Annotated in this window: 1 pseudogene; it reads left to right on the plus strand. The window is 61.0% G+C overall.

Annotated features, from left to right (window positions below):
• Window positions 1-516 (plus strand): annotated as a pseudogene (locus GTW58_RS14415) (hypothetical protein); the annotation flags it as partial.

The following is a 516-nucleotide window of genomic DNA, read 5'->3' on the forward strand; positions in this document are numbered from 1 at the left end:
CGTATTACCTCGGTGAGGACACCGACGAGAACCTGAGCCGCACAAAAGACGCAGCCGCTCGTTTGGCCGACGCCTTGAACGATTCGGAATCGGCGTTCCTCGAGTGCTTGGACCTGATGGCGGGCCGCCATCTGATCCTGGTGGTGAGTCGGACCGGACTATGGATCTATCACGATGCAGTTGGGTCCCGTTCCGTGTACTACATGGCGGGAGGCGGCGGAGCAGCTTCTCATGCTCATCTCCTGGCATCCACTTTCGGTCTGAAACCATCCGGAGTGGTAAAGGCCTCGCACACCTGGGATCTTTCCCCATTCACGGGTGGAAAAGCATTACCTCCCAACCACCGGATCGAGGTCCTGTCCGGCCAGGTTGAGCGCCATTGGCCCTTCCGACCGAACCCATGGATTGCCCGCTCCGAGGAAGACCGCCTGGTACGGGTGCAGCAGCTGTGGCAACGTCAGATGGAACTCGTGGCGCGAGGGGTGACGCCCCTGCGCTTTGCGCTGAGTGGAGGTG

Source organism: Kocuria subflava (genome assembly GCF_012163155.1).
In the GTDB taxonomy this organism is placed as follows: Bacteria; Actinomycetota; Actinomycetes; order Actinomycetales; family Micrococcaceae; genus Kocuria; species Kocuria subflava.